At 62.5% G+C, this 21,183-nt stretch carries 19 protein-coding genes and 2 tRNA genes; 6 read left to right on the top strand and 15 right to left on the bottom strand.

Features of this window, described 5'->3' with window-relative positions:
- Positions 1 to 71 precede the first annotated feature (71 nt).
- The 15 genes from ACFO24_RS08410 to ACFO24_RS08340 all read right to left on the bottom strand — a co-directional run bounded on the left by ACFO24_RS08410 (position 72) and on the right by ACFO24_RS08340 (position 12,552).
- Complete coding sequence (locus ACFO24_RS08410) at positions 72 to 665, bottom strand: hypothetical protein (RefSeq protein WP_377737924.1); 594 nt, start codon at positions 663 to 665, stop codon at positions 72 to 74.
- Complete coding sequence (locus ACFO24_RS08405; protein ID WP_377737923.1) at positions 662 to 1,951, bottom strand: AAA family ATPase; 1,290 nt, start codon at positions 1,949 to 1,951, stop codon at positions 662 to 664. The genes ACFO24_RS08410 and ACFO24_RS08405 overlap by 4 nt, the downstream gene beginning before the upstream one ends.
- Before the next feature lie 104 nt (positions 1,952 to 2,055).
- Complete coding sequence (locus ACFO24_RS08400) at positions 2,056 to 2,487, bottom strand: lysozyme inhibitor LprI family protein (RefSeq protein WP_377737922.1); 432 nt, start codon at positions 2,485 to 2,487, stop codon at positions 2,056 to 2,058.
- 84 nt (positions 2,488 to 2,571) lie between these two features.
- The gene (locus ACFO24_RS08395) at positions 2,572 to 3,942 is read right to left on the bottom strand and encodes a restriction endonuclease subunit S (protein WP_377737921.1); all 1,371 of its coding nucleotides are present in this window, start codon (positions 3,940 to 3,942) and stop codon (positions 2,572 to 2,574) included.
- Complete coding sequence (locus ACFO24_RS08390) at positions 3,939 to 4,397, bottom strand: DUF1016 N-terminal domain-containing protein (protein ID WP_377737920.1); 459 nt, start codon at positions 4,395 to 4,397, stop codon at positions 3,939 to 3,941. The genes ACFO24_RS08395 and ACFO24_RS08390 overlap by 4 nt, the downstream gene beginning before the upstream one ends.
- Positions 4,387 to 5,949 (bottom strand): class I SAM-dependent DNA methyltransferase, encoded by a 1,563-nt coding sequence (locus tag ACFO24_RS08385; protein WP_377737919.1) that lies wholly within the window; start codon positions 5,947 to 5,949, stop codon positions 4,387 to 4,389. Before ACFO24_RS08385 ends, ACFO24_RS08390 begins: the two co-directional genes overlap by 11 nt.
- Positions 5,950 to 6,127: 178 nt before the next feature.
- A tRNA-Val gene (locus ACFO24_RS08380) sits at positions 6,128 to 6,202 on the bottom strand.
- Positions 6,203 to 6,210: 8 nt separating this feature from the next.
- Positions 6,211 to 6,285: transfer RNA gene (locus ACFO24_RS08375), tRNA-Val, on the bottom strand.
- Between the two features lie 76 nt (positions 6,286 to 6,361).
- Entirely contained in the window at positions 6,362 to 7,066 is a 705-nt protein-coding gene (gene dnaQ / locus ACFO24_RS08370; RefSeq protein WP_377737918.1) for a DNA polymerase III subunit epsilon, read from the bottom strand.
- Between the two features lie 88 nt (positions 7,067 to 7,154).
- On the bottom strand, positions 7,155 to 7,481 hold the full coding sequence (locus ACFO24_RS08365) for a HesB/IscA family protein (protein WP_207575845.1): 327 nt from the start codon (positions 7,479 to 7,481) through the stop codon (positions 7,155 to 7,157).
- 27 nt (positions 7,482 to 7,508) lie between these two features.
- A complete protein-coding gene (locus ACFO24_RS08360) occupies positions 7,509 to 7,910 on the bottom strand; it encodes an iron-sulfur cluster assembly scaffold protein (protein WP_377737917.1) in 402 nt (133 codons plus the stop codon).
- Positions 7,911 to 7,916: 6 nt separating this feature from the next.
- Positions 7,917 to 9,116 (bottom strand): IscS subfamily cysteine desulfurase, encoded by a 1,200-nt coding sequence (locus ACFO24_RS08355; RefSeq protein ID WP_377737915.1) that lies wholly within the window; start codon positions 9,114 to 9,116, stop codon positions 7,917 to 7,919.
- An 11-nt stretch (positions 9,117 to 9,127) separates the two neighbouring features.
- Positions 9,128 to 9,670: a Fe-S cluster assembly transcriptional regulator IscR gene (gene iscR / locus ACFO24_RS08350; protein ID WP_207575848.1), complete on the bottom strand. Its 543-nt coding sequence runs from the start codon at positions 9,668 to 9,670 to the stop codon at positions 9,128 to 9,130.
- Between the two features lie 197 nt (positions 9,671 to 9,867).
- Entirely contained in the window at positions 9,868 to 11,928 is a 2,061-nt protein-coding gene (gene uvrB / locus ACFO24_RS08345; protein ID WP_377737914.1) for an excinuclease ABC subunit UvrB, read from the bottom strand.
- A gap of 39 nt (positions 11,929 to 11,967) precedes the next feature.
- Positions 11,968 to 12,552, bottom strand: a complete 585-nt coding sequence (locus ACFO24_RS08340) for a TetR/AcrR family transcriptional regulator (protein ID WP_377737913.1) — start codon at positions 12,550 to 12,552, stop codon at positions 11,968 to 11,970.
- Positions 12,553 to 12,679: 127 nt separating this feature from the next.
- Here ACFO24_RS08340 and ACFO24_RS08335 point away from each other — a divergent pair, with 127 nt between their 5' ends.
- The 6 genes from ACFO24_RS08335 to ACFO24_RS08310 all read left to right on the top strand — a co-directional run bounded on the left by ACFO24_RS08335 (position 12,680) and on the right by ACFO24_RS08310 (position 21,118).
- Entirely contained in the window at positions 12,680 to 14,170 is a 1,491-nt protein-coding gene (locus ACFO24_RS08335; RefSeq protein WP_377737912.1) for an efflux transporter outer membrane subunit, read from the top strand.
- A 27-nt stretch (positions 14,171 to 14,197) separates the two neighbouring features.
- Positions 14,198 to 15,268, top strand: a complete 1,071-nt coding sequence (locus tag ACFO24_RS08330; RefSeq protein ID WP_377737911.1) for an HlyD family secretion protein — start codon at positions 14,198 to 14,200, stop codon at positions 15,266 to 15,268.
- A 5-nt stretch (positions 15,269 to 15,273) separates the two neighbouring features.
- Positions 15,274 to 18,081 (top strand): ribosome-associated ATPase/putative transporter RbbA, encoded by a 2,808-nt coding sequence (gene rbbA / locus ACFO24_RS08325; protein ID WP_377737910.1) that lies wholly within the window; start codon positions 15,274 to 15,276, stop codon positions 18,079 to 18,081.
- 18 nt (positions 18,082 to 18,099) lie between these two features.
- Complete coding sequence (locus ACFO24_RS08320) at positions 18,100 to 19,227, top strand: ABC transporter permease (protein ID WP_377737909.1); 1,128 nt, start codon at positions 18,100 to 18,102, stop codon at positions 19,225 to 19,227.
- Positions 19,228 to 19,414: 187 nt separating this feature from the next.
- Entirely contained in the window at positions 19,415 to 20,617 is a 1,203-nt protein-coding gene (locus ACFO24_RS08315; protein ID WP_377737907.1) for an amino acid aminotransferase, read from the top strand.
- A 75-nt stretch (positions 20,618 to 20,692) separates the two neighbouring features.
- Entirely contained in the window at positions 20,693 to 21,118 is a 426-nt protein-coding gene (locus tag ACFO24_RS08310) for a cold-shock protein (RefSeq protein ID WP_377737906.1), read from the top strand.
- Positions 21,119 to 21,183: the final 65 nt, after the last annotated feature.

Raw genomic sequence — 21,183 nt, 5'->3', positions numbered from 1 at the left:
CTTATTGCTCTTGCTGTTCGCTTGCCAATACCGTGCGGTACGACCGCATCTTGGTGACACTACGTATTTCGCTACGGATTGCGCCCTCTGGCCTTGACGGCCTCGGCAATCAGGGGAGCCATCTGGTGCAGCCCTTCCCAGGCCAAATGCCCTTGCTCGTAGAGTTTCAGCCACTGGCGCCGTTGCCGGATGATGCGTTCGTCATCGCACAGGTGCAGACGCTGGAGCGTTTCGTCCACCAGCGCGTGCAATTCCGGCGGAATCCGGTCCTTTCTGGCCACTAGCTGCAGGGACGGCAGCAGAACCTCAAACCAGCCCGGCTGCACCTCCAAGGGGTCGAGCACCGCCTCGCACCGGTTTTTGCTGCTGTTGATCCAGCCCGAGGCATAGCGGTAGTTGCGCCATTCGTAAGCCAGCGTCTCATCGGCACTGACTGGCCGCAAGTGATCGACCGTGCCCACCGGCTCATACATGGCGCCGTAAGCACACAGGTTGGCAAACCTGTCGGCCAGCACGGGGCGAAAACTGCTCCAAAAATCCTTGGGCCGCTTGGCCTTGCGCGCGTCTTTGGGATTTTTTCTCAGCCACTCCAGCCCCTTCTGGCGGCACTTCGCATCAAAGTCTGCCGGCTCAGGTTCCAGCACATGCTTGTCCACCGCAATCATGCGCTGCCCCCGGTGTTGCTTTTGCTGCTGGCGACGATCCAGCGGGGCCAGAAATCGTCATGCCCCGGCAAGCTCTTCTGCAGCGCCTTGTGGATGCGTGCCTGGGTGTTAAGGTGTGCGGGCAGCCGCGCCTTGTCGCCGCGCATCCAGGCCTCTGCCGCCTCAATGGCTTCTTCCGCCTCAATGGAACGTGCCTGCTGCAAACCGAAGGCAGGCGACACCAGCCAGTTGACCACATCGCCCTGTTTAGCCCAGGCTTCCTGCTCGATCACGGCTTGCCCATCGCGCAATTGCAGATGGAAAACGCCGTCCACCTCTTCATCAAACTGAGGCTCCACCGAAGCCAGCACCAAAGGCGAATGCGTGGCTACGATCAGTTGCACCGGCACTTTCCTGCCCGTCAATGCCTGCATCACATTGAGCAGTGCTGGCACGATGCGCCGCTGCCACTGCGGGTGCAGGTGGCATTCGATCTCATCCACCAGAAATATCACTTCCCGCGCTGGCTTGCGGCGGGTGCGCTCACTGGCGCGCAGGTGTTCGCGCCATGTCCACACCAGCAGATAGGCCAGTGCCGCAATACGCCGCATTCCTGCAGAAGCGTGCAGCAACGGTACATCCTGCCCGTAGGGCATGCGCAGCGAAGGCTGCTCCGTCACATCCTCGCCCACCTGCATGGGTTCGCCGGGCGCAAGCTTTTCCATGCCCGAAGGGGACAGTGCATCGAGCACCTTCACCAGATCAGCGAATGCTGGATCCTTGGCGCGCTGCCACAGCACCCAGTCGTGCACCAGCCCCCGGCAATGCCATACCGGCTTACCCATCGGGCTGTTTTCCGCCAGCAGCCCGTGCCAGACCTGATCCGGCGTGAAGTTGAAAGCCCGTGTGCGGGTGACGGCCGCTTCCTTTTCCGTCCAGTAGTTGCGCGCAGGGTCCCATGCGGAAAAGCTGCCATCCACCCCGGCATAAATCACCACCCCAGGAATTGGTGGCCGCGCTGCTTTGAGGGGCCAAATGCCATCGGCATGGCTAAAGCTGATGCTTTCCTCATGCACCCCAGTGGCCTTGCTGTAGCGAAACGCAATAGCCGATTTTTTGGCCTTGGGTTGGGGCGAAGCTGGCACGCCACGCGCCCAAGTGCGCGTCAGCGCCCACCAAGCCACATCCAGCACAAAGCTTTTGCCCAAACCGTTATCGCCAGTAATCAGGTTCATGCGCGGCATGAAATCGACCGGCCCCAGTTGTCGGGCTGGGCCTACGCCGCAAAGGGTGAGTTGTTCAAGCATGGTTGGAGGCGTTCACAAAGGGAAAGGCTACTGTAGCGTTGAGTGCGCTTTCCTTTTTCATTTTTTGCTCGGAGTCCATCGCAATTGCCCATCTGGTGTGTCATTTAAGGCCGCAAACCCGCCAACTCCCGCGCCCTGCCCGCCGTCATCTGCAGCACACAGTCCGCAGCCGCCACACCTGCTGCCGTGCCGCCATCGGGGTCGGCGTAGAACTGGCAATTGGCATCGCGGTATTGCAGCCACAGGCGCTGGGCGGTTTGCAGTTGCTTTTTGCGCTCAGGGGTGAGGTCGGCCATCAAGGCTTTGTAGTTGCGGTTGAGCAGCTGGTCTTGGCGCTCGTGCTCTGCGCTGATGCAGGCGTGCATCTCAGCCGTCACGCCGCCGGACTTATCTAGGCAGGTCTGAAAAGTGGCCGACAGGGGCACCGTGCCGGTTTGGGCGGCGGCGGGGGCGATCAGCAGGCTGCTGGCAGCCAGCAGCGCGGCGGCGAAGATGGGGGCGGGGTGGCTTGCCAAGTGGCGCTGGAATGGGGGCATGGTTTTGTCTCTGGTTTTTAATTTGATAGCTGCATGCGCTGTTTGTATGAGGTTTTTGGATAGAAAACTCTTGAAAACCTTATTTTATAAAGCGCTTGCAGATATGGTTTTAGGTTTCATGGCTTCTTGGGCCAAGGCCTGGGCTTCGGGCAGGCGCAGCTGGCCGGAGATCAGGCGGGGGAGCAAGGTGTCGCGCAGGGTGGAGAGGGTTTGGGCTTGGAACAGGTTTTCTCGAATACGCGCCATTAAAGGGCTCACTGCCACGTCAAAGGCCTCGATGACAGGAGGTTGCGGATACGCGACGTGGATGCCCGCAAAGGTCTCTTGTGTGATGGTGTCAAAGACAGAACCGTGTGCTCGCTGCTGCAACTGTTGAACCAAACGCGTTGCGCTGAAGTAAGTGAAGTAGGTATCACCCGCCTTGCCTCGCAACCCGTAGCAAGATTGATTCATTCCCATAGCCCGCCCCGTGAGAGCAAGTTTTCCAACTGTTCCTCGCGCTGAAATGATGGTTGTGCCAACGGGCAAGAGTTTGGTGGATGACCCGTGCAACCCCGCATCGGTGATGTACTTTTCGGTGTCGATCACAAATACATCGGATGACCTAGGCGCATCAACTACAGAGAACCAAGGAATGTCACCGCCCCAAAAGTCTGGGTTGGAGGTTTTAGGCGTGCCGCCACCAATGATCTGGATGGTGTCGCGGAACGTCTGCTGTCGCCACCCCCTCGGCACCTCCCCCAACTCCGACGTTTCAAACCCATCGGGAAATAGCGCTGCGGTGGCCTCATCCATACCTTCGGGCGTGCGGCCTTCCATCTTGGCGCGCACGGGGTCGAAATCGACAAACCACGACTTGAACAGCGCCTGGGCGATGGCTTCGAGGGTGGCGTTGGTTTCGCGCAGGAGGGTGATGCGGTCGTCGAGGGCCGATAACAAGCTCCCAATCGAAACTTGCTCAGCGAGCGGAGGTAGTTCAATTTCCGCCTCCCTGATAGCTGGGGTCGATAGGTTGACTTGAACGCCGCTGTTGGCACGAGCACGAAGGTAGTCAACGTGGGGTTGCCAGTTCGAGTAGTAGTAGAGATAGGAGGGATCCACCAAGCCCATGGGCTTCACTCTTATGCACCCAACCCGTTGATTGAGAACAAAACGATTCGCATCCTTGATCCGGGCTGTGTTCCCAAGAATCGCAACGTTATTCTTCATGTCCGTCATCGCGATCACGATGTCATCAGTTCGTATTAGGTACTTGCCTAAATCCTTGCCATACGCCCTCGGCACAAAAACTGGTGTGGCGTCCTCCTTGAATCCCCCACCCCGGTTTATGTATCCCATTCTTAGAACTTCCCAGGTTCCGTCTGATTCCTCTACATAGTCGGAACTTTTGAAAGCGAACCCGTTGATGAATTCGCAAAGTTCGTCTAAGCGATAGACCTTTCGCTCAGAACTCATACCCCAGCCCTCCCAGCTTCTGCCTCATCATCTACCCCCAGCCCCAACTCCCTCTCCAGTTGCTCAATGCTGGGCAACTGCCCTCGCAGCGCTTCGCTGGCCAGATGATGCCCCCAAGGAATCCCCATCAATTGCGAAGCAGCCTGCTGCGCAATTGATGGTGAGGCATTCCAGAAGCTGTACCAGCGCCGTATCTGCTCCAGATTGCGCTTGGAAAACCCCTTGACCTCGGGGAACTCGCGCATCAAGTCGGCGCTGAGCTGGCGCAAAAAACCGCTGCCCCACGCAAACTGTGTCTGCTTGGCCACCATGTCGGCGCCCAGTTCCCAATAAAACTGCAGCATGGCCGTGTTGACGGCCACCGCCGCCTTGAGCTGTACCTGGCGGTAGCGGGCCTTCAGCTCGACCAGCCACTGGCCATATCCGTCAGCGGGTGCCGTTATTTCAGAAGTCATACCCCAGCCCCCCCAGCTTGGCCCGAATCACCGCATCCAGCTCTGCGCCCTTGGCCATTTGTTCGCCCAGTTTTTCGGTGAGCTTTTGCATCTTGTCGGCAAAGGCTTCGTCGTCGTCTTCCACCGCCTCGGCGCCCACGTAGCGGCCGGGGGTGAGCACATGGCCGTGCTGGGCAATCTCAGAGAGCTGCACGCTGCGGCAAAAACCGGGCTGGTCGTGGTAGTCGGTAATGCTGGCGCCCGCTTCCACCTCGCCACGCCAGGCGGCGACGGTTTCGGCAATGCGGGTGATGGCGGCATCGTCCAGCTCGGCCTGCACGCGGCTGATCATGCGGCCCTGCTTGCGCGCGTCGATAAACAGCACTTCGCCCTTGCGCTTTTTCTGCTTGGCCAGGAACCACAGGCAGGCGGGGATTTGCGTGTTGAAGAACAACTGGCCGGGCAGGGCCACCATGACTTCGACCACGTCGGCATCGACCATGGCGGCGCGGATCACGCCTTCGTTGTTCTGGCTGCTGCTCATGCTGCCGTTGGCCAGCACAATGCCGGCGCGGCCCGTGGGGCGCAGGTGGTGCAGCATGTGCTGCAGCCAGGCGTAGTTGGCGTTGCCTTGCGGGGGCGTGCCATACACCCAGCGCGGGTCGCCCTCTAGGCTGCCGTGCCACCAGTCGCTGATGTTGAAGGGCGGGTTGGCCAGAATGTAGTCAGCGCGCAGGTCGGGGTGCTGGTTGCGGATAAAGGTGTCGCCCGGCTCTTTGCCCAGGTTGAAGTCAATGCCGCGAATGGCCAGGTTCATGGCCGCCAAGCGCCAGGTGGTGGGGTTGGATTCTTGGCCATAAATGCTGACATCGCCCGTCCTGCCTCCGTGTGCAGCTATGAATTTTTCTGACTGCACAAACATCCCACCCGATCCACAACAGGGGTCATACACCTTGCCGTGGTGCGGGGCCAGCACGGCCACCAGGGTTTTGACGATGCTGGCGGGCGTGTAGAACTGGCCGCCTTTTTTGCCTTCGGCGCTGGCAAATTGGCCAAGAAAGTATTCATACACCTGCCCCAGCACGTCGCGCGCTTGGCTGGGGCTGTCGCCAAAGCCGATGGTGGATACCAAATCGACCAGTTCGCCCAGCTTGCCATCGGGCAATTGGGCGCGGGCGTAGCGCTTGTCCAAAATGCCTTTGAGCTTGGGGTTCTCCAGCTCGATCAGCGCCAGCGCGTCGTCAATGCGTTTGCCAATGTCGGGCTGCTTGGCCGCAGCACGCAAGTCTTCCCAACGCGCACCTTCGGGCACCCAGAACACGTTGTCGGCGGTGTAGTAGTCGCGGTCTTCGAGTTCTGCGGCAATGTCTTCGCCAGAGGCATCGCCATAGAACAGCTCATCGTCGGGGTCGCGCAGGCGCTGGGTGAGCAGTGCGGTGTGGCCGGTAAAGCTGTCCGAGATGTATTTGATAAAAATCAGGCCCAGCACCAGGTGCTTGTATTCGGCCGCATCCATGTTGGCGCGCAGCTTGTCAGCCGTGGCCCAGAGGGTTTTTTTAATGTCGTCGAGCATGTTGTTACAAAAGTGCCATGGCAAGCCACGGACTATAGGCGACAAAAGCCAGGCGTTAGCTGGGACCAACAACCGCAAACGCTTGGCTGGGGAACGCCCAGAACGATGCCAAGCACGACAAAAAGCCAGACGAAAAAAACCTGTTTCTCTTGGGGAAAAACAGGTTTTTTTGAATTTTTGGTGGGTCGTAGTGGGATCGAACCACTGGCTTCCACCGTGTGAAGGTGGCACTCTACCGCTGAGTTAACGACCCGGTAGTCGTGGTGGGTGATGCAGGGTTTGAACCTGCGACCCCTGCCGTGTGAAGGCAGTGCTCTACCACTGAGCTAATCACCCTTTTACCGAAACATGCCTGGGGCGCTGTTTGCGGAAAGACAGGATTATGGCACAAATTTAACGCGCTATTTCAAGATTAGGCAGTGCGCCAAACTGTTTTTCCGCCACTGGCTTTGTCGATGGCGGCCAAGGTTTCTTCGTGGGCGGCCAACTCTTGGGCACTGGCGGGCAAGACGGGCAGTTGATACTGGCGCAGGTCGATGCGCTGGGCGGGGTTGTCGTGTGCGCTGCTGGACTGGCCATCGTCGCCCAACAGGGCGTGCTGGCCACGCGTCATGTAGATGTAAACATCGGCCAGCAATTGGGCATCGAGCAATGCGCCGTGCAAGGTGCGCCCGCTGTTGTCCACGCCCAGGCGGTCGCACAGGGCATCGAGCGAGTTGCGTTTGCCGGGGAAGAGTTCTTTGGCCAGGGCCAGCGAGTCGGTTACGCCGGCCACAGCGGTTTTCAGTGGGGGCAGGCCCAGCAGGGAAAACTCTTTCTCCAAAAAGCCCATGTCAAACGGTGCGTTGTGGATGACCAGTTGCGCCCCTTGCAGGTAGGCCAGGATGTCGCGGGCTTTTTCAGAAAATTTGGGCTTGTCGCTTAAAAACTGCGTGGTCAAGCCGTGTACGCGCAGGGCATCTTCGTGGCTGTCGCGCTCGGGGTTGAAGTACAGGTGCAGGTTGTTGCCGGTGGGTTTGCGCCCGACCAGCTCAACGCAGCCCAGCTCAATGATCCGATCGCCGTTGTCGGGCGAGAGGCCGGTGGTTTCTGTGTCCAGAACAATGAAACGCTGCATATTTTTTTATAGCTTGTTGCGCTTTAAATACGGGGTTTCAGATACTTTTAATATCAAAAACAAGGTAAATAAAGCGCAAGCAGCTCCTTTAAATGCGGAAACTTTCACCGCAACCACAGCGATCGCGTTCATTGGGGTTGGTGAATTGGAAGCTCTCATTCAAGCCGTTGCGCACGTAATCAATTTGCGTGCCATCGAGCAAGGCGAGGTGTTCCGGGGCAATCAGCAGCTTGGTGCCGTGCTGCTCAAACACCACGTCTTCGGCCCTGGCTTCATCGGCGTATTCCAGTTGGTAGGCAAAGCCGGAGCAGCCGGTGGTTTTAATCCCCAGCCGCACGCCAATGCCGTGGCCTTGGCGCTGCAAGTAGTTGCTGACGTGGCGAGCTGCACGCTCGGTAACCGTAATCGTTGCCATGGACGACTCTCTCCAAAGAAATAAAAACTAATGATTGACGCGGTGGTGTTGGCGGCAATCGGCCACCGCGCTGCGCACGGCATCTTGCACCAACATGGCACCAAACACCCGCGCGGGTGGTATTTGCAGCGCTTGCACCAATTGGCTGCTGGTCAGCTGCAGGGCCTCATCCAGGGTTTTGCCGTGCAGCCATTCGGTCATTAACGAGGCGGCGGCAATCGTGGCGGTGTCGCCATAGGCTTGAAAGCGCACGGCCTCGATGCGTTGGGTGCCGATGGGGCATTGCAAGTGCAGTTGCACCACCGCCCCCGTTTCTTGGCTGCCCACACGGCCCACGCCCACCCCAGGGGCCGGGGTGGCCAAGCTGCCCACGTTGCGTGGGTGGCGGCTGTGCTCTAAGAGCAAATCACTGTAGTGCTGAGAAGCCATAACTCTTTACCGCCCAACGAAACCTAAACCCGCAGGCACCGCCAGTGGGCTAATAGCTTGCAGCGCCAGCACCGCGCTGCGGATGCAGGCCAGCCCCTGGGCGATGTCGGCCTCGGTGCTAAAGCGCCCGTAGCTGATGCGCAAACTGCTGTGTGCCAAGGGGTGGCTGCGCCCCAAGGCTTGCAGCACATGGCTGGGTTCGATGCTGGCCGAGGTGCAAGCCGAGCCGCTGGACAGCGCGACGGTGTCGCTGACGCGGGTCATGAGCGCTTCGCCCTCAATGCCGGCAAAGCTGAAGTTCAGGTTGTGCGGCACGCGCTGCTGGGCATCACCGTTGAGCAGCACACCGGGCACATCGGCCAAACCTGCCAGCACTTGCTGCTGCAGCTGGCGGGCATGGGCGTTGTCGTGCGCCATTTCAAGCTGGGCCAGGCGAAAGGCTTCGCCCATGCCCACGATTTGGTGGGTGGGCAAGGTGCCCGAGCGCAGGCCGCGCTCATGCCCACCGCCATGCATTTGCGCCTGCAGGCGCACGCGCGGCTGGCGGCGCACGTACAGGGCACCGATGCCTTTGGGGCCATAGGTTTTGTGCGAGGCCAGGCTCATCAAATCCACCTGCATGGCCTGCACATCCAGCGCCACTTTGCCCGTGGCCTGGGCCGCATCAACGTGAAACAGCACGCCCTGCTGCCGGCACAGCTGGCCAATGGCAGCGCTGTCGTGTACCACGCCGATTTCGTTGTTCACCGCCATGACGCTGACCAGAATGGTGTCCGGCCGCATGGCCGCTTGCAGCGCGCTTAAATCCACCAGGCCATTGGGTTGCACATCCAGAAAAGTGACGGCAAAGCCTTGCTGCTCTAAGGCCCGCATGGTGTCGAGCACGGCTTTGTGCTCAGTTTTCAGGGTAATAAGGTGGCGACCTTTGTCCTGGTAAGCCAGGGCTGCGCCCGTGATGGCCAGGTTATTGGACTCGGTGGCCCCACTCGTCCAAACCACATCGCGGGCCTGGGCACCAATCAAGGCGGCCACATGGCTGCGGGCCTGCTCGACGGCTTCCTCGGCCTCCCAGCCCCAGGCGTGGGTGTTGGATGCGGGGTTGCCAAAATGCTCGGCCAGCCACGGCACCATGGCCTGCACGACCCGAGGATCGACCGGGGTGGTGGCGGCATAGTCCAAATAGATAGGGCGATTGAACGACGACACCGAAAGCTCACTCAGGATTTGTTGCTACTAAAAACATTGCCCAGCGCGAACACCGAGTTGGGGGCGTTTACGCGAATGGGTTTGACCACGGGGGCCGAAGAAATGGCGCGGCGCACCACCGGCTTGTCTTCGATTTGGATGCCGCGTGCCAGTTGGTCATCGACCAGCTTTTGCAAGGTGACGGAGTTTAAAAATTCAACCATGTGGTTGTTCAGGGCCGCCCACAGGTCGTGCGTCATGCAGCGGCCTTGTTCGCCCAGACAGTTTTCTTTGCCGCCACACTGGGTGGCATCAATGGGTTCATCGACCGAGGTGATGATGTCAGTCACCGTAATGTCGGCCGCTTTGCGGGCCAGGGTGTAGCCGCCGCCGGGGCCTCGGGTGGATTCGACCAACTCGTTGCGGCGCAATTTGCCAAACAGTTGCTCTAGATAGGACAGCGAAATTTGCTGGCGCTGGCTGATTGCCGCCAAGGTGACGGGGCCGCTGTTTTGGCGCAGGGCCAGATCAATCATGGCAGTTACGGCAAAACGGCCTTTGGTGGTCAAACGCATGGCAAGCTCCTTTAAAAAATAGAACAAAAACGCCAAAAACAAGTAAGCGGGCCACTCCCAGGTTTCTGTGCAATGACCCTACTTTCTTATTTCTTGACTAATTTGTAGGACTATAGCACAAAAACCCCTTACCCCAGTCGGACACAGTGCAATAGCCGCTTCCGCCCGCACAGGCCGGGGCCAAGTTTGCGCAGGCTTTAGCCAAGCCCGAGCAGCTGATTTTTCAAGATGGCCAGCTGGTCGCGCAAGCGGGCGGCAGATTCGAACTCCAGGCGTTTGGCCGATTCGAGCATCTCTTTTTCAACGCGCTTGATTTCTTTGGCCAGTTCCACTTCGGACAAGGCGGCCGCAGCCTGCGCCCCAGCGGCGGCGCGGGCCACCTCGCGGCTTTGTTGCTGGGATTTATCGCTGTACACGCCATCGATCAAATCCTTGACCCGCTTGACGATGGCGGTGGGGACGATGCCGTTGGCCAGGTTGAACGCCGTTTGCTTGGCGCGGCGGCGCTCGGTTTCGTCCATGGCTTTGCGCATGGAATCGGTGATGCGGTCGGCGTACAAAATCGCCTTGCCGTGCAAGTTGCGCGCCGCACGGCCTATGGTTTGAATCAGGCTGCGCTCAGAGCGCAAAAAGCCCTCCTTATCGGCATCCAAAATCGCCACCAACGAGACTTCGGGAATGTCCAGCCCTTCGCGCAGCAGGTTGATGCCCACCAGCACGTCAAACGCCCCCAGGCGCAGGTCGCGGATGATTTCTACGCGCTCGACCGTGTCCACATCCGAGTGCAAATAGCGCACCTTGACGCCGTTTTCGCTCAGGTACTCGGTCAGCTGCTCGGCCATGCGTTTGGTCAGCGTGGTGATCAGCACCCGCTCATGGCAGGCCACGCGCTGGTGAATTTCCTGCAGCACATCATCGACTTGGCTGCTGGCTGGGCGCACTTCAATCTCAGGATCGACCAAGCCGGTGGGGCGCACCAATTGCTCCACCGTCTGGCCACTGTGCTGTTTTTCGTAATCCGCTGGGGTGGCTGAGACAAACACCACCTGGCGCATGCGCTGCTCAAACTCTTCCAGCTTCAAAGGCCGGTTGTCCAGCGCCGACGGCAAGCGAAAGCCGTACTCGACCAAGGTGGTTTTGCGCGAGCGGTCGCCGTTGTACATGGCCGAGAGCTGGCCCATCATCTGGTGGCTTTCATCCAAAAACATCAGCGCATCTTTGGGCAGGTAGTCGATCAGCGTGGCCGGTGGCTCGCCCGGTGCCGCGCCAGAAAGGTGGCGCGAATAGTTCTCGATGCCCTTGCAGTGGCCCAGCTCAGAAAGCATTTCTAGGTCAAAACGGGTGCGCTGCTCCAGGCGCTGGGCCTCTACCAGCTTGCCCGCCTCGACCAGCTCGGCCACACGCTGGCGCAATTCTTCCTTGATGGTTTCCACCGCCCGCAGCACCACATCGCGCGGGGTGACGTAGTGGCTGCTGGGGTACACCGCAAAGCGCGGAATGCGCTGCTGCACCTGGCCGGTGAGCGGGTCAAACAATTGCAGGCCATCGACCTCGTCGTCGAACAGCTCAATGCGGATGGCCAGCTCAGAATGCTCGGCCGGGAACACGTCGATGGTGTCGCCACGCACGCGAAACTTGCCCCGGCTGAAATCGTCGTCGTTGCGCTGGTACTGCATACGCACCAGCTGGGCGATCAGCTCGCGCTGGGCAATGCGGTCGCCCACGCGCAGCATCAGCACCATCTGGTGGTAGCTCTCGGGCTCGCCAATGCCGTAGATGGCCGAGACGGTGGCCACAATGATCACATCGCGCCGCTCCAGCAGGCTTTTGGTGCAGGACAGGCGCATTTGCTCAATGTGCTCGTTGATGGCGCTGTCTTTTTCGATGAACAGATCGCGCTGCGGCACATAGGCTTCGGGCTGGTAATAGTCGTAATAGCTGACGAAATACTCCACCGCGTTCTGCGGGAAAAACTCGCGAAACTCGCTGTACAACTGCGCCGCCAGCGTCTTGTTGGGCGCAAACACGATGGCCGGGCGGCCCAGCCGGGCAATCACGTTGGCCATGGTGAAGGTCTTGCCCGAGCCGGTCACGCCCAGCAGGGTCTGGAAGGATTCGCCGTCGCGCACGCCCTCGACCAGCTGCGCAATCGCCGTGGGCTGGTCGCCTGCGGGCGGATAGGGCTGGAACAGTGCAAACGGGGAATTGTCGAAATGCACGAATTGTCCCGCCGGGGCGGGTGAGGGAGTTTTTTGCATACGGGGAAAACTTTAACAGGCACGCTGCCACAACAGCCATCAGGCCAATAACTCGCACAACATGTCGATATGCGCCTGGCGGTAGTGCGGATCGGGTTCTGCGCCTTCGCCAAACACGGTATGCCACAGCAGTACATGCACGATGGGCGACAGCACCAGCCAGGGGTGGCGGGCCAGCACGGTGTCTTTGCGGCCACTGGCCTCCAGGTTGTGGTGGATCACGGCCATGACCTGCTGGGTGTGCTGCTGGGTCAGCTTTTTCCACTCGTCCACGCGCAGCGGCACGCGCTCGCGCTCGGGAATCAGCAGGCGCACCAGCGTAATCACCTCCGGTGCCAGCAAGGCAGCGTGCAGCCGATCGACCGTCCACTCCGCCACCGCCCGGGTGTCGGCCCCCGCCGCCAGTTGCGGCATCTGCGCCCAGTCGGTGCGGTTCAGGCTGCGGTCCAGCAGCGCCTTGAAGATGGCGTCCTTGCTGTCGAAATGGGCATACAGCCCGCCTTTGGACAGGCCGCAGCGCTGGGCAATGTCGTCCATCCGCGCCGCCGTGAAGCCACGGCGAGGGAACTCCTGCAACGCCGCGTCCAGTATCTGCGGCACGCGCTGCGCGGGTGCCAGGCGCAATCTGCGCCTGGGTTGAGTCCTATCGTTGTCCATCATGCCCGGTATTGTCACGCCTCAAAAAGCTCCGTCGGAAAAACCAAGTATGCTGTTAGATACCGACTAGTCGGTTGTTATTCTGGTTTGAGCCATGCACAACTTCCCGACCCTTAGCGCACAGCACGGCTGTGCCCCCTCCCCCCGCCGCAAGGGCCTGTCTGCCTGGCTGGCCCGCAGCTTGCCGCCCCTGGCATGCAGCCTGGTTCTGGCCGGCTGCACCAGCCTGGCCCCGGTCTACGAGCGCCCCACCACCGCCCTGCCCGCGCAATTTGCGGACAGCCGCCCGGTGCAGGCCAGCGACGTGAACCAACTGGCCTGGCGCGACTACTTCCGTCACCCCGAGTTGCAGACACTGATCGAACACGCCCTGCAGCACAACCGCGACCTGCAGGCCGCCATGCTGCAGGTCGCGCAAGCCCGCGCGGCCTACGGCATCGCCCGGGCCGAACGCAGCCCTGCCGTCGGCCTGGGACTGGAATCGCAACGGGCGCAGGTGCCGGGGGATTTGAATATCAGCGGCCAGCCGGTGATCTCCAGCCAGCACCAGCTGGGCGTGGGCTTCACCAGCTGGGAACTGGATGTGTGGGGCCGCGTGCGCAGCATGAACGAAGCGGCCCTGCACAGCTACTGGGCCAGCGCCGAAGGCCAACGCGCCGCCCACCTGCTGCTGGTGGCCCAGGTGGCCGATGGCTGGCTGGCCGTGCGCGAGCTGGACTGGCGGATTCACCTCGCCGAACAGGCCCTGGCCACCCGCGCCGAAGCGCGGCGCGTGTTTGCCCGCCGGGTGGAGGTGGGATCGTCCTCGCGCCTCGATTTCGTCCAGGTGGAACTGCTGTGGCAGCAGGCCGGCACCCTGGTCGCCCAATTGCGGTTGCAGCGCAGCACCCAGCTGCACGCCCTGGGCCTGCTGGTCGGGCAGCCCGATCTGGCACTGCCGCCCAGCCCCCAACCGCTGGCAGAACTGCTGCCGCTGGCCCCCCTGGCCCCGGGCCTGCCTGCGCAACTGCTGGAAAACCGGCCCGACATCCTGGCCGCCGAACACCAGTTGCAGGCGGCCAACGCCCGCATCGGCGCGGCGCGGGCGATGTATTTCCCGCGCATTGCCCTCACCGCCCTGGGCGGTACGGCCAGCGCCGAGCTGGACGGCCTGTTCACCGCCGGCAGCCGCGCCTGGACGTTTGCGCCCAGCATCGCCCTGCCGCTGTTCGACGGCGGGCGGCGCAAGGCCAATGTGCAGTTGAGCGAAGTGCAGCGCGAGCAAGCCGTGAACCACTACCAGCGCACCATTGAAGCCGCCTTCCGCGACGTAGCCGATGCTCTGGCGGCCACCCAGTGGCTGGACACGCAACTGCACAGCCTGCAGGCCACCGAAGCCACCCTGACCGAACGCGCCCGCCTGGCCCGGCGGCGCTATGACGCGGGAGCCACGCGCTACTTCGAGGTGCTGGATGCCGAGCGCGACCTGCTCGCCGCCCAGCAGCAGGTGGTGCAGGCCGAGCGGGCCCTGCACAGCGCCCGCCTGCAGCTCTACACCGCCCTGGGCGGCGGCAGCGCCCAGTTGCCCCCGCCCACCGCTGATTAAAAAAGAGAACATTCCGGAAAGCACACCATGGACGCACGTATCAAAAAATGGATCGCCCCCGCCGCGATTGCGCTGATCGCCGCAGCCGCCTACTTTGCCTGGAACGCCAGCCGCGACAGCGGCCCGGGCGCGGGTTTCGTTCAGGGCAATGGCCGCATCGAAGCCACCGAGATCGACATCGCCACCAAACTGCCCGGCCGCCTGGCCGAAGTGCTAGCCGCCGAAGGCGACTTCGTCCAGGCCGGTACAGCCCTGGCCCGCATGGACGTGGCCGCCCTGCAGGCCCAGCGCAGCGAAGCCGTGGCCCGCCACGCCCAGGCGCAGCACGGCGTGGCCACCGCCCACGCCCAGGTGGCGCTGCGCGAGAGCGACCTGCGGGCCACCCAGGCGCAAGTGGCCCTGCGCGAGAGCGAGCTGGATGCCGCCCAGCGCCGCCTGGCCCGCTCCACCGAGCTGGCCCGCGACGGAGCATCCTCCCAGCAGGAGCTGGACGACGACCGCGCCCGCCAGCGCAGCGCCCAGGCGGGCGTGACCGCCTCCAAGGCACAGGTGGACGCTGCCCGCGCCGCCATCCAGGCGGCCCGCACCCAGGTCACCGGTGCCGAAGCCCAGGTCGCCGCCGCGCAGGCCAGCATCGAGCGCATCGATGCCGACCTGCACGACGCCACCCTGACCGCCCCGCGCGATGGCCGGGTGCAGTTCCGCATCGCCCAGGAGGGCGAGGTGCTGGGGGCCGGGGGCCGGGTGCTGAACCTGGTCGATCTGTCCGACGTCTACATGACCTTCTTCCTGCCGGAAACCGCCGCCGGGCGCGTGGCCATCGGCAGCGAGGCCCGCATCATCCTGGACGCTGCGCCGCACATCGTCATCCCGGCCACGATCAGCTTTGTCTCGGCCACTGCGCAGTTCACGCCCAAAACGGTGGAAACCGCCAGCGAACGCCAAAAGCTCATGTTCCGCGTGCGGGCGCAGATTGACCGCGAACTGCTCGCCCGCCATCTGCAACAGGTCAAGACCGGCCTGCCCGGCGTGACCTGGGTGAAGCTGGACGCCAACACCCCCTGGCCCGCCACCCTGCAACCCAACGTGCCGCAGTAAACGCCATGGCAGAAACTGTCGTCCGCCTGACCGATGTCGCCCTGCGCTATGGCGACACGCACGCCCTGGCCGGCATCACGCTGGACATCCCCGCCGGGCGCATGATCGGCCTGATCGGCCCCGACGGCGTGGGCAAATCCAGCCTGCTGGCGCTGATCGCCGGGGCCCGCATCATCCAGCACGGCCAGGTCGAAGTGCTGGGCAGCGACATGGCCCAGCGCCGCCACCGCAACGCCATCCTGCCGCGCGTGGCCTACATGCCGCAGGGGCTGGGGCGCAACCTCTACCCCACCCTGTCGGTGGAGGAAAACCTGCAATTCTTCGCCCGCCTGTTCGGCCACGACGCTGCCGAGCGCCGCCGCCGTATCGACGACCTGACCCAGGCCACCGGGCTGCAAAAATTCCTGGCCCGCCCGGCCGGCAAGCTCTCCGGCGGCATGAAGCAAAAGCTCGGCCTGTGCTGCGCCCTGATCCACGACCCCGACCTGCTCATCCTGGACGAGCCGACCACCGGCGTCGACCCGCTGGCCCGCGCCCAGTTCTGGGACCTGATCGCCCGCATCCGCACCACCCGCCCCGGCATGAGCGTGCTGGTCGCCACCGCCTACATGGACGAAGCCCAGCGCTTCGACTGGCTGATGGCCATGGACGCAGGCCAGGTGCTGGCCACCGGCACGCCCGCCGCGCTGCTAGCGCAGACCGGCACGCAGCACCTGGAGGCCGCCTTCATCGCCCTGCTGCCCGCCGAGAAAAAACGCGGCCATGCCGAGGTCGTCATCCCGCCGCTGCAGGCGCACGCCGACGACATCGCCATCGAGGCGCGTGACCTGACCATGCGCTTCGGCGACTTCGTGGCCGTCGATCACGTCAATTTCCGCATCCGGCGCGGGGAGATTTTCGGCTTCCTCGGCTCCAACGGCTGCGGCAAGTCCACCACCATGAAGATGCTCACCGGGCTGATGCCGGCCAGCGAGGGGCAGGCCTGGCTGTTCGGCAATCTGGTCAACCCGCACGACATCGCCACGCGGCGGCGCGTGGGCTATATGTCGCAGGCCTTCTCGCTGTACGGGGAGCTGACGGTGCGGCAAAACCTGGTGCTGCACGCCCAGCTCTTTCACGTCCCCGAAGCGGACGTGAAAGAGCGCGTGCAGGAAATGCTGGAGCGCTTTGGCCTGCAGGGCGAGGCCGAAGCCCTGCCCGAGCGCCTGCCCCTGGGCCTGCGCCAGCGCCTGTCGCTGGCCGTGGCCATGGTGCACCGGCCCGAGCTGCTCATCCTGGACGAGCCGACCTCGGGCGTCGATCCCGTGGCACGCGACCAGTTCTGGCAACTGCTGGTGGAACTGTCGCGCCGCGACCAGGTGACGATCTTCATCTCCACCCACTTCATGAACGAGGCCGAGCGGTGCGACCGCATGTCCATGATGCACGCCGGCCGGGTGCTCGACAGCGATGCCCCCGCTGCCCTGGTAGCCAAGCGCGGCGCGGCCACGCTGGAAGAAGCCTTCATCGGCTATCTGCTGGAAGCCTCGGGTGAAACCGCGCCCCCGGCAGCGGAAGCATCAACAAACATAGCTTCTTCCGCTGATAAACAAACAGATTCAAATAACAAACATATTGAAAATGGCGATGAATCTGCGGAAAAAGCACCTGAATCCATAGCACCAACCGCACCCCGCCCCGCCACCCCGGCGTTCAGCCTGCAACGCCTGTGGAGCTACGTCTGGCGCGAAACCCTGGAGCTGCAACGCGACCCGGTGCGGGCCACGCTGGCGCTGGTCGGCTCGCTGGTGCTGATGGTGGTGATCGGCCTGGGCATCAACATGGACGTGGAAAGCCTGCGCTTTGCCGTGCTCGACCACGACCAGACCAGCATCAGCCGCAGCTATGCGCAAAGCCTGTCCGGCTCGCGCTACTTCACCGAACGGGCACCGCTGGCCAGCTACGACGAACTCGACCAGCGGATGCGCAGCGGCGAGCTGTCGCTGGCGCTGGAAATTCCCCCCGGCTTCGGCCGCACCGTGCTGGCGGGCAAACCGGCTGCCATCGGCGCCTGGTTCGACGGGGCCATGCCCCAGCGCGGCGAGACGGTGAGCGGCTACGTGCAAGGCATCCACCAGCACTGGCTGGCCGAGCAGGCGCGGGAGCGCACCGGCCTGAAGCTGGGCAGCAACGTGGCGGTGGAGACGCGCTTTCGCTACAACCCGGACGTGAAAAGCCTGCCCGCCATGGCCCCGGCGGTCATGCCCATGCTGCTGCTCATGCTGCCCGCCATGCTCACCGCCCTGGCCGTGGTGCGCGAGAAGGAGCTGGGCTCCATCCTCAACCTCTACACCACCCCGGTGACGCGCGTGGAATTCCTGCTGGGCAAGCAACTGCCCTACGTGCTGCTGGCCATGCTCAACTACCTGCTGATGTGCGCCCTGGCGGTGTTCGCCTTCGGCGTGCCGATCACCGGCAGCTTTGCCACCCTCACCCTGGCGGCGCTGCTGTTTTCCATCATCGCCACCGGCATGGGGCTGCTGGCCTCGGCCGTCACGCGCAGCCAGATTGCGGCCATGTTCTTCGCCCTGATCGGCACCATCATCCCGGCCTCGCAATTCTCCGGGCTGACCGACCCGGTGTCGTCCCTGGAGGGCGTGGGCCGCTGGGTGGGCGAGATTTATCCGGCCACCCACATGTTCGCCATCAGCCGGGGCGTGTTCAGCAAGGCGCTCACCCTGGGCGACCTGACGGCGGCCTTCACCGCGCTGGCGCTGGCCATCCCCGTCATCATGGGCATCGCCATCTGGGCGCTGCCCAAGCAAGAGCGCTGAACGGAAAAAGGAATACCGATGCTGCTCACCCTCAAAAACATCTGGCGCCTGGGCATCAAGGAGCTGTGGAGCCTGTGGCGCGACCCGGTGATGCTGATCCTCATCGTCTACACCTTCACCGCCTCGGTCTACACCGCCGCCTCGGCCATGCCCGAGACGCTGCACCACGCGCCCATCGCCATCGTCGATGAAGACCACTCGCCCCTGTCGCAGCGCATCGCCTCGGCGTTCTACCCGCCGCACTTCATGCCACCGCAACTGCTGTCCTGGCAGGCGGTGGATGCGGGCATGGACGCGGGCGACTTCACCTTCGCCCTGACCATTCCGCCCAACTTCCAGCGCGACGTGCTGGCGGGCAAGAACGCCACCCTGCAACTGAACGTGGACGCCACGCGCATGAGCCAGGCCTTCAGCGGCAGCGGCTACATCCAGCAGATCGCCCTGGCCGAGGTGCGCGAATTCACCCAGCGCTACCGCGCCGCCACCGCCCTGCCCGTGGCGCTGGAGCTGCGGGCCCGCTTCAACCCGGGGCTGAACAAGATCTGGTTCGGGGCGCTGATGCAGATCATCAACAACGTGACCATGCTCTCCATCATCCTCACCGGCGCAGCGCTGATCCGCGAGCGCGAGCACGGCACCATCGAACACCTGCTGGTCATGCCTGTCACGCCCACGCAGATCATGCTGGCCAAGGTCTGGTCGATGGGCGCAGTGGTGCTGCTGGCCGCCGGCATCTCCCTGCACCTCGTGGTGCGCGGGCTGCTGCAGGTATCCGTCGAGGGCAGCATCCCCCTGTTCATGGCCGGGGCGGCGCTGTGCCTGTTCGCCACCACTGCCATGGGCATCTTTCTGGCCACCATTGCCCGCTCCATGCCGCAGTTCGGCCTGCTGATGGTGCTGATCCTGCTGCCGCTGCAACTGCTCTCGGGCGGCATGACGCCGCGCGAATCCATGCCCGAGCTGGTGCAAAGCGTCATGCTGCTGGCCCCCACCACCCACTTCGTCGAACTGGGCCAGGCCATCCTCTACCGGGGCGCGGGGCTGGACGTGGTGTGGCAGCCCTTCCTGGCCCTGGCCGCCATCGGCAGCGCCCTGTTCGCCCTGTCGCTGGCGCGGTTTCGCAAGACCATCAGCCAGATGGCGTGAACCGCGCCCCTCCGGCCAGAAGCCTCACATCTGCCGCCCTGGGCCGCCCTCCAGGGCAACGCGTTGGCGCAATGGGCTGCAAAAGCAGCCCATTCGCACATAAAATAGAGGGCTTTCCCTGGCGGCATCCGGCTTGCTATCAAAGAGGGAGAGCACGCTTTTTTTCTACCCTCAAGGACAAAGAACCATGTCTCTGTTTTCCGCTGTCGCAATGGCCCCGCGCGATCCCATTTTGGGCCTGAACGAACAATACGCTGCCGATCCCAACCCGCAAAAAGTCAATCTGGGCGTGGGCGTGTACTTCGACGACAACGGCAAATTGCCCCTGCTGCAGTGCGTACAAGCGGCTGAAAAAGCCCTCATGGACACCCCGACAGCCCGTGGCTATCTGCCCATCGACGGGATTGCTGCCTACGACAACGCCGTCAAAGCCCTGGTGTTCGGCGCCGACTCCGAACCCGTGACCAGTGGCCGCGTTGCCACCGTGCAAGCCATTGGCGGCACCGGCGGCCTGAAAATCGGTGCCGACTTTCTGCACAAGCTCAACCCCAACGCCAAGGTGCTGATCTCTGACCCCAGCTGGGAAAACCACCGTGCCATCTTTCAAAACGCCGGTTTTGAAGTTGATACCTACGCCTACTACGACGCGGCCAAGCGCGGGGTGAACTTTGACGGCATGCTGCAAAGCCTGCGCAGCGCCGCCCCTGGCACCATCGCCGTGCTGCACGCCTGCTGCCACAACCCCACCGGCTACGACATCACCCCCGCGCAGTGGGACCAGGTGATTGAGGTGGTGAAGGCCAACAACCTGGTCGCCTTCCTCGATATGGCCTACCAGGGCTTTGGCCATGGCATTGCCGAAGACGGCGCAGTGATTGGCAAATTTGTTGCTGCCGGGCTGAATATTTTTGTCTCCACCTCGTTCAGCAAAAGCTTCAGCCTGTACGGCGAGCGCGTGGGGGCCTTGTCGGTGGTCGCCAATGACAAGGAAGAAGCCGCCCGCGTGCTCTCGCAGCTGAAAATCGTCATCCGCACCAACTACTCCAACCCGCCCACCCACGGCGGCGCGGTGGTGGCCAAGGTGCTCACCACCCCAGCCCTGCGCCAGCAATGGGAAGAGGAACTGGGCGCCATGCGCGTGCGCATCAAAGCCATGCGCCAAAAACTGGTCGATGGCCTGCAAGCCGCCGGTGTGCAGCAAGACATGTCTTTCATGACGCAGCAAATCGGCATGTTCAGCTACTCGGGCCTGACCAAAGAGCAAATGCTGCGCTTGCGCAGCGAATTTGGTGTTTACGGCACCGACACCGGCCGCATCTGCGTGGCCGCGCTCAATAGCCAAAACGTTGGTTACGTCTGCCAGGCGATCGCCAAGGTATTGCAAGGCTAAATCTGGCATCACTTTTTTGGCTCAAACCGCCTTCGGGCGGTTTTTTCATACCCGTTTGATTTCCAAAAACCTTCCATGCAAACACAAGGCACCATCCACCGCTGGAATACAGAAAAAGGCTTTGGTTTCATCCAAAACGCCCAGACCAACGATGTTTTCTTCCATATCCGCGATTTCCGTGGTCCAGGCACGCCAACCGTCGGAATGCAAGTCGTTTACGAAGAAATTCATGTCGGAAGCAAAGGCCCTCGGGCCATGGCAGTGCAAGTCAAGCAAACGATGGCATCGCCCTCGACACCACCCAAACATACTTCAACGAACAACACCGCCCCAAGACGGGCTAACGCGCCCCGCCGCACAAATGCACCCCAGCAGCGAACTTTCAAAGCAGCCCCTGCAGGGGCTGCTTTCGCCAAGGGGCTAATGCTGGCTTGGCTGTGCTTGCTGGTATGGGGGGTGCTCAGCGACAAACTCCCTGGCATGGCCCTTATTGCCATCTGAATCGCCCAGGGTTTTGTAGACAGTCAAGAGCCTCCTATTTCCTGTCCAATAGGAGCCAGTATGAG

It is taken from the genome of Comamonas denitrificans (assembly GCF_042654745.1).
In the GTDB taxonomy this organism is placed as follows: Bacteria; Pseudomonadota; Gammaproteobacteria; order Burkholderiales; family Burkholderiaceae_C; genus Comamonas; species Comamonas denitrificans.
The sequence above is the reverse complement of the archived record's forward strand: the minus strand, read 5'-3'. Positions and strand labels throughout refer to the sequence as shown.

What these genes read in the sequence shown, in the direction of transcription:
- ACFO24_RS08410 (WP_377737924.1), bottom strand. Translation starts at nt 665, where the DNA reads ATGATTGCGGTGGACAAGCATGTGCTGGAACCTGAGCCGGCAGACTTT.
- ACFO24_RS08405 (WP_377737923.1), bottom strand. Translation starts at nt 1,951, where the DNA reads ATGCTTGAACAACTCACCCTTTGCGGCGTAGGCCCAGCCCGACAACTG.
- ACFO24_RS08400 (WP_377737922.1), bottom strand. Translation starts at nt 2,487, where the DNA reads ATGCCCCCATTCCAGCGCCACTTGGCAAGCCACCCCGCCCCCATCTTC.
- ACFO24_RS08395 (WP_377737921.1), bottom strand. Translation starts at nt 3,942, where the DNA reads ATGAGTTCTGAGCGAAAGGTCTATCGCTTAGACGAACTTTGCGAATTC.
- ACFO24_RS08390 (WP_377737920.1), bottom strand. Translation starts at nt 4,397, where the DNA reads ATGACTTCTGAAATAACGGCACCCGCTGACGGATATGGCCAGTGGCTG.
- ACFO24_RS08385 (WP_377737919.1), bottom strand. Translation starts at nt 5,949, where the DNA reads ATGCTCGACGACATTAAAAAAACCCTCTGGGCCACGGCTGACAAGCTG.
- dnaQ (WP_377737918.1), bottom strand. Translation starts at nt 7,066, where the DNA reads ATGCAGCGTTTCATTGTTCTGGACACAGAAACCACCGGCCTCTCGCCC.
- ACFO24_RS08365 (WP_207575845.1), bottom strand. Translation starts at nt 7,481, where the DNA reads ATGGCAACGATTACGGTTACCGAGCGTGCAGCTCGCCACGTCAGCAAC.
- ACFO24_RS08360 (WP_377737917.1), bottom strand. Translation starts at nt 7,910, where the DNA reads ATGGCTTCTCAGCACTACAGTGATTTGCTCTTAGAGCACAGCCGCCAC.
- iscR (WP_207575848.1), bottom strand. Translation starts at nt 9,670, where the DNA reads ATGCGTTTGACCACCAAAGGCCGTTTTGCCGTAACTGCCATGATTGAT.
- uvrB (WP_377737914.1), bottom strand. Translation starts at nt 11,928, where the DNA reads ATGCAAAAAACTCCCTCACCCGCCCCGGCGGGACAATTCGTGCATTTC.
- ACFO24_RS08335 (WP_377737912.1), top strand. Translation starts at nt 12,680, where the DNA reads ATGCACAACTTCCCGACCCTTAGCGCACAGCACGGCTGTGCCCCCTCC.
- ACFO24_RS08330 (WP_377737911.1), top strand. Translation starts at nt 14,198, where the DNA reads ATGGACGCACGTATCAAAAAATGGATCGCCCCCGCCGCGATTGCGCTG.
- rbbA (WP_377737910.1), top strand. Translation starts at nt 15,274, where the DNA reads ATGGCAGAAACTGTCGTCCGCCTGACCGATGTCGCCCTGCGCTATGGC.
- ACFO24_RS08320 (WP_377737909.1), top strand. Translation starts at nt 18,100, where the DNA reads ATGCTGCTCACCCTCAAAAACATCTGGCGCCTGGGCATCAAGGAGCTG.
- ACFO24_RS08315 (WP_377737907.1), top strand. Translation starts at nt 19,415, where the DNA reads ATGTCTCTGTTTTCCGCTGTCGCAATGGCCCCGCGCGATCCCATTTTG.
- ACFO24_RS08310 (WP_377737906.1), top strand. Translation starts at nt 20,693, where the DNA reads ATGCAAACACAAGGCACCATCCACCGCTGGAATACAGAAAAAGGCTTT.